Source organism: Pedococcus sp. (assembly GCF_036554925.1).
In the GTDB taxonomy this organism is placed as follows: Bacteria; Actinomycetota; Actinomycetes; order Actinomycetales; family Dermatophilaceae; genus Pedococcus_A.
Genome location: NZ_DATBMI010000002.1, coordinates 1 through 6370 on the forward strand (window position 1 = coordinate 1; position 6370 = coordinate 6370).

5 protein-coding genes and 2 pseudogenes are annotated in these 6370 nt (G+C 74.5%); 2 read left to right on the forward strand and 5 right to left on the reverse strand.

From position 1 onward, the window contains the following. From VIB11_RS00085 to VIB11_RS00105, 5 genes and pseudogenes are all read right to left on the reverse strand, one after another. Positions 1 to 651: pseudogene (locus VIB11_RS00085) on the reverse strand (Fe-S cluster assembly protein SufB); the annotation flags it as partial. Then, entirely contained in the window at positions 648 to 1424 is a 777-nt protein-coding gene (locus tag VIB11_RS00090; RefSeq protein WP_332027222.1) for a helix-turn-helix transcriptional regulator, read from the reverse strand. The gene VIB11_RS00090 and the pseudogene VIB11_RS00085, both read right to left, overlap by 4 nt. A 48-nt stretch (positions 1425 to 1472) precedes the next feature. Then, the gene (locus VIB11_RS00095; protein WP_332027223.1) at positions 1473 to 4433 is read right to left on the reverse strand and encodes a helix-turn-helix transcriptional regulator; all 2961 of its coding nucleotides are present in this window, start codon (positions 4431 to 4433) and stop codon (positions 1473 to 1475) included. A gap of 76 nt (positions 4434 to 4509) precedes the next feature. After that, complete coding sequence (locus tag VIB11_RS00100; protein WP_332027224.1) at positions 4510 to 4677, reverse strand: hypothetical protein; 168 nt, start codon at positions 4675 to 4677, stop codon at positions 4510 to 4512. Positions 4678 to 4828: 151 nt separating this feature from the next. Next, complete coding sequence (locus VIB11_RS00105; RefSeq protein ID WP_332027225.1) at positions 4829 to 4999, reverse strand: hypothetical protein; 171 nt, start codon at positions 4997 to 4999, stop codon at positions 4829 to 4831. 215 nt (positions 5000 to 5214) lie between these two features. On the opposite strand from VIB11_RS00105, the gene VIB11_RS00110 reads away from it, so the two are divergent. Further along, positions 5215 to 5925: an ABC transporter ATP-binding protein gene (locus VIB11_RS00110; RefSeq protein WP_332027226.1), complete on the forward strand. Its 711-nt coding sequence runs from the start codon at positions 5215 to 5217 to the stop codon at positions 5923 to 5925. Next, positions 5922 to 6370, forward strand: a pseudogene (locus tag VIB11_RS00115) (ABC transporter permease); the annotation flags it as partial. The gene VIB11_RS00110 and the pseudogene VIB11_RS00115, both read left to right, overlap by 4 nt.

Sequence of the window (6370 nt, forward strand, 5' to 3'; positions counted from 1 at the left end):
CATGTTCTCGGTGTTGATCCGGAAGTAGGCCTGCAGCGGGATGTCGACGTGGACGCCCGGCGGGACGTAGATGAACGAGCCGCCCGACCAGACCGCGGTGTTCAGCGAGGCGAACTTGTTGTCGCCGGCCGGGATCACCGACGTGAAGTACTCGCGGAAGAGGTCCTCGTGCTCGCGCAGGCCCGTGTCGGTGTCGACGAAGATGACGCCCTTCTCCTCGAGGTCCTCGCGGATCTGGTGGTAGACGACCTCCGACTCGTACTGGGCGGCGACGCCGGCGATGAGGCGCTGCTTCTCCGCCTCCGGGATGCCGAGCTTGTCGTAGGTGTTCTTGATGTCCTCGGGCAGCTCGTCCCAGGTGGTCGCCTGCTTCTCCGTGGACTTCACGAAGTACTTGATGTTCTGGAAGTCGATGCCGGACAGGTCCGAGCCCCAGGTCGGCATGGGCTTCTTGTCGAAGAGGCGCAGCGACTTCAGCCGCAGCTTGAGCATCCACTCGGGCTCGCCCTTGCGCGCGGAGATGTCGCGGACGACCTCCTCGCTCAGGCCACGCCGGGCCGAGGCGCCAGCGGTGTCGCTGTCAGCCCAGCCGTACTCGTAGCGACCGAGGTCCTTCAGGCCTGGGTTCAGCTCTTCGATGTGGGTGCTCATCGCGTGGACCCTTTCGTGGTTTCAGCGGAGGGGTTGGACGGGACGGCCGCGGACGCGCTGGGTGCCGTCAACGGGGTGGGGATGAAGGTGGTGCAGACGTGGTCGCCGTGCGCCAGCGTCGCGAGGCGCTGGACGTGGACGCCGAGCAGTCGCGAGAAGGCGTCCGTCTCGGCGTCACAGAACTGGGGGAACTCCCGCGCCGCGTGCTGCACGGGGCAGTGCCCCTGGCACAGCTGGATGCCGGTCAGCGGGCTCGCGGTGCCGGCCTGCCCCACGGGGCGGGCGGAGGCGGCGAAGCCGTCACGCGTCAGCGCGCGCACCAGCGCGGTGGTCCGCGCCTCCCGGTCCTCGCCCGCGGCGGCGAGCTCGGCGGCATACCGCTCCTCGAGCTCCCCGATGCGCTGCTGGACGAACCGGGTGACGGCGTCCTCCCCCGCCTCGGCGGCGAGGAAGCGCAGGGCCTCGGTGGCGAGGTGGTCGTAGTCGGACTCCAGCGCCTGGTGGCCGGCCTCGCTGAGGACGTAGGCCCGGGCCGGACGGCCGCGGCCCCGGTGGCCGGTGGCGGCCTCGCGCCCGCTCACCAGGTCGAGCTCGACGAGGTTCTCGAGGTGGCGGCGGACGGCGGCTGCCGTCAGCCCGAGCTCCTCGGCGAGGGCGGCCGCGGTGATCGGGCCGCGCTCGCTGATCGCCTGGAGGACCCGGTCGCGCGTGCGCGACTCCAGGGCGTGCGGCGGGGCCGCAGCGTCCTGGCGGTGCTCTCCAGCGATAAACACAACACCGATGTTACGTAATTGCCGCACCGGTGGGAAAGGAAGGTCTGCCTAACCTCCAGAACCCCTCAGCGGAGTGCCCGGACCGCCGCTCTGGTCGTCGAGGAGGCCGCGCTCGCGCGCGAGGGCCACGGCCTCCCCCCGGCCCTGGGCGCCGAGCTTGGCCATGATGTTGGAGACGTGCACGCTGGCGGTCTTCGCGCTGATGAAGAGCTGTGTGCCGATCTGCTTGTTGCTGCGCCCCAGCGCCACGAGGGACAGGATCTCCCGCTCCCGCGGCGTGAGGTGCTCGCCGATGCCGTTCGCGGTGGGCCCGAGGTCGCGGCCGCCCAGCAGCGGCCGCAGCTCGGCCAGCAGTGGGGCGGCACCCAGCACGCGCGCCTGCTCGGTGGCGAGCCGGAGGACCTCAGCCGCCTGTGGCGACCCCGCCGCACGCAGCACCGCGGCGAGCCGGGCACGCGACCGAGCCGCCTCGAAGGCGTGACCGTACGCGTCGAACCGCTCGACGGCCTCACGCCAGGCGGACTCCATCGCGGGGAGGTCCGGGCCGGGCGAGCCGGCCAGCCACCGGAGCCGGAGGAGGTCGGCACGGGCGCGGGCCTCCCAGGCGAACGCCTCCGCCCCGCCGGTGCCCTCGGCAGCCGACCGCTCCCACACGTCGGCGGCGACCACGGCCAAGCCCTCACCGCGCTCGAGCAGCCGGCGGCGCTCGGCCGTCGTCGCATGCGCGGCGTGGGTGGCCAGCTGGCCGATCAGCAGCGAGCTGAGCCGCAGCCGGGCCTGGAAGCCGGGCCGCCACAGCCGTGTGAGGAGGTCGACCACCTCGTCGTGGATCTCGATGGCTCCCTCGACGTCCCCGGCGTCACCGCGCAGGTCGACCGCCGCGCTGGCGCTCAGCAGGGCGACCAGGCCCTCGGTCTCCCACCACCGCCGCAGGTGGGGCAGCACCTCCAGCGCCGCGGTGTCGCCGCGGCCGGCGGCGACGTAGAGGAGCGCGGCGTCCAGCAGGGCTCGGGCCATCAGGGGCGCCTCGCCACCGTCACGGGCGAGGATCTGCTCGGCCTGCGGCCAGTCGCCGAGCTCGTACGCCGCGATCCCGCCCAGCAGCCGGCACTCGAGGGCGTAGGGCGCCCACTCGCGTCCTGCCGCCCGCGCGCGGGTGGCGCCCAGCCGGTAGACCTCGACCGCCTGGGCGAGTCGCCCCGCCCGGTGGTGCAGGGACCCGAGGTGGTGCAGGGCCCGGCTCTCCGCAGGGGTTCCGCGAACCGCGGGGTCGGCGAGGATCCGCTCCAGTGCCTGCTGGGACTCCTGTGGGTTGCCGGTGCGCTCGCGGACCTTCGCCACCACCACCCGGACCTCGTCGGCCACGTCTCGCAGGCCGTGCTGCTCGGCCAGGGCGATCGCCTCGTCACCGGCGCGGGTGGCCTCGTCGTCGCGTCCCCGGTCGGCGAGCGCCTGGGTGTGGGCACCGAGGAGGCGAGCCCGCAGCGCGCTCTGCTCGTCGGGGCCGACGAGAGCGAGGGCCTCCTTGGTCACGGCGAGGGTGTCGAGGGGGTTCTCCGTGAGCCGCGCCGCGGTCGCCACCGCGCCCAGCAGCTCGGCCCGGGCTGCGTGGTCGGCCGACCGGGGGCGGCGGGCCAGCCGGTCCTGGAGGAGGTCGAGCGCCTTGTAGGAGCGCCCGGTGGCCGTGGCGGCAGCGGCGGCGTGCAGGGTCACGGCGTCGGCATCGGGGTGGTCGTCCGGGAGGAGGGCCAGCGCCTGCTTGAAGTGGCGCCAGGCCTCCTCGGGCCCGCCGACGGCCATGGCCGCGTCACCGGCACGCACGCTGGCATCGAGCGCCTGCGCGCGGTCGCCCGCCGCGAGCGCGTGGCGGGCGAGGTCGGCCCACGTCCCGAGCGTGAGGTCGGCGGCCAGCGCGGCGGCATACCGCTCATGGGCCCGCACCCGCTCCCCCGGCAGGAGGTCGTCGTAGACCGTCTCGGCGAGGAGGGCGTGGCGGAAGGCGTAGCCACCCGCGTCCGTGGCGACGAGCACGTGGTGCTCGACGGCGTCGCGGATGGCGGCGTCCAGCTCAGCCTCGGGGAGGCCGGCGACGCAGGCGAGCAGCCGGTGTGACACCTGGCGCCCCGCTGCGGCCGCCAGCCGGGTGACCTGCTGCCCCGACGGCTCCAGCTGCTCGAAGCGCACGAGCAGCAGGCGCGAGAGGTCCTCGGCGGAGCCGGGCCGGCCCAGGGCGCTCGCGGCGGTGAGCTCCTCGGCGAAGAACGCGTTGCCCTCGGCGCGGTCGACGACGGCCTGCACCTCGGCCTCGCCGAGCTGGCCGGGACGCAGCCCCTGCACCAGCTCGCGGACGTGGTGGTCGGCGAGCGGCGCCAGGTCGAGGCGGTGGACGGATGCCAGCCGGGACCAGTGGGCCAGGGTCGCGCGCAGCGGGTGACGGCGGTGGAGGTCGTCGCTGCGGTAGGAGGCGACCAGGGAGACCGGGGCACTGAAACCCCGGGTGAAGAGCAGGGTCAGCAGGTCGCGGGAGGACTGGTCGGCCCAGTGGACGTCCTCGACCACGACCAGGACCGGCGCCTCGCGCCCGAGGTCCTCGAGCGCGGCGTGCACGGCCTCCACGATGTCGGCGCGGTCGAGCGAGCCAGGCTCGGCGGCGCTGGAGCTCCTGCGGCCGGGGAACAGGCGGGCGAGGGGCGGGTGGGCGGCCACCACCTGGTCGACCTGGTCGGGCCGGGTGGCCTCGAGCCGACCCAGCATCTCGGTGAACGGCAGGTAGGGCAGGGAGCTCCCCGCCTCGCCGAGGCAGTGGCCCACGAGCACCTCGTGGCCGGCCTCCCGGGCACGGCCGGAGACCTCGGCGAGCAGGCGGGTCTTCCCGATGCCGGCATCACCGGACACGACCACCATGCCGTGGTCTCGCTCCGGCGTGTCGAGGCCGACGAGCCGGGCCAGGCGGGCGACGTCGAGGTCGCGGCCCACGAACAGGCCGCCAGCAGTGGCATCGAGGGGCACGCCGCCGATTATGGCGGAGACCCCTGACACCGGTGACTGCTGGCGGCCGTTGGGCGCGAGTGTCGCCGTCATCCGGTCAGGCCGGACGCACGTGCCGGGCGTGACGGTGGTGGAGCCGCACGCCCAGCTGCGGCATCCAGCGCCGTGCGTGGTGGCGCTCTGCGGTGGCCCTGTTGGCCCCCGACAGGCTCTCGAGCCGGTACGCGAGCTCGGCGTTGATGAAGAGGGGGTCGTGGACGGTCATGGCGGTCCTTCTCCTGGTTCGTTGCTGTCTTCTGTTCCGATGGCCCCACGGTGCGCTTCTAAGGCGGCGGCGCACATGGGGCAGGTGCCTTATCTCTGTGGCCCCCCGCGGCGTGGGACGCCTCAGGCGCCCTGCAGGGGCCCGCCCGTGTCTAGGCGGGGCGCAGCGTCGCTGTGCTCCGGCGCGGCCGGCTCGGCCGCCACGTCGGCCAGGACAGCCGCCGGTGGCGACGCTCCGGCCGCAGGCCTGCGCCGGCGAGGTTCTCCCGCCGCCAGCTCAGCTCCGCGGCGACGACGTAGGGGTGGGCGGTGAGGGTCGTCATGGCTTGCTCCTTCGTGCGAATGCCGCCACCGTGCGCGTCTGAGGTGCCTTCGCGCATGGGGACTGTGCCCACCCTTGAACGCCGTGCTCCCCGACCGCGTGACCTGAGGCCCCCGCAGGGCGACCGGGGCCTTCGCACGGGGCGGCTCAGGCCGCTGCAGGGGGCGGCTGGGGCCCGCGCACGGGCGGCTGGGGCCACGCACCTAGACTTCCGGGGTGCCACCCGCCGTCGACGTCCGCGACCTGCGCAAGCAGTTCGGCAGCGTGGTCGCCCTCGATGGCGTGACCTGGCAGGCGGAGGCCGGCCGGGTCACGGCGGTCCTCGGCCCCAACGGCGCGGGCAAGACGACGATGGTCGAGTGCTGCGAGGGGCTGCGACAGCCGGACTCGGGAACGCTGCGCGTGCTCGGCGCCGACCCCTGGCAGTCCCCTTCCGAGCACCGCGCCCGCGTCGGCGTCATGCTGCAGGACGGCGGCCTTCCCAACGCAGCCCGCCCGCTGGCCCTGCTGGAGCACCTCGCCCGCCTCTATTCCGCTCCGAGGCCTGTCCGCCAGCTCGCCGAACTCCTCGGGATCGACCGCTTCGCGCAGACGCCGGTGCGCCGCCTGTCCGGCGGCCAGCGCCAGCGGGTGGCGCTGGCCGCCGCGCTCGTCGGCGCCCCGGACGTCGTGTTCCTCGACGAGCCCAGCGCCGGCCTGGACCCCCACGCCCGCCTCGACGTGTGGGACCTCGTGCGGAGCGTCGCAGCGGACGGGGCGGCCGTGGTCCTCACCACGCACTCGTTCGAGGAGGCCGAGCGCATCGCCGACGAGATCGTCATCGTCGCGGCCGGGCGCGTGGTCGCCCACGGGACGCTGTCGGAGCTGACCACGGGCCGCTCCCTCGAGGAGGTCTACTTCGACCTCACCCGCAGGGCTGCCTCGTGACGCCGACGACGCCCGTGACGGCGACGCGGCGGTCGGCACCCGCGCGGCAGCGCGTGGCGGCCCAGGCGCGCTTCGAGACCCTCGCGGTACTCCGCAACGGCGAGCAGCTGCTCGTCTCGATCGTGCTGCCGGCCATGCTCCTGCTCGGTCTCGCGTACACGTCGGTCCCCCCGCTCGGTCCGGGGCGCCGCATCGACGTCGCGGTGCCGGGCGTCCTCGCGCTCTGCGTCCTGTCCTCCGCCTTCACCGGCCAGGCCATCGCCACGGGCTTCGACCGCCGCTACGGCGTGCTGCGCCTCCTGGGCAGCACCCCGCTCGGACGGCGAGGCCTGCTGGCCGCGAAGTCCGTCGCCGTCCTCACCGTCGTCGCCCTGCAGTTCGCCGTGGTGGGCGCCCTCGGCCTCGCCCTGGGCTGGGAGCCGGACTGGAGCGGCACACCGGCGGC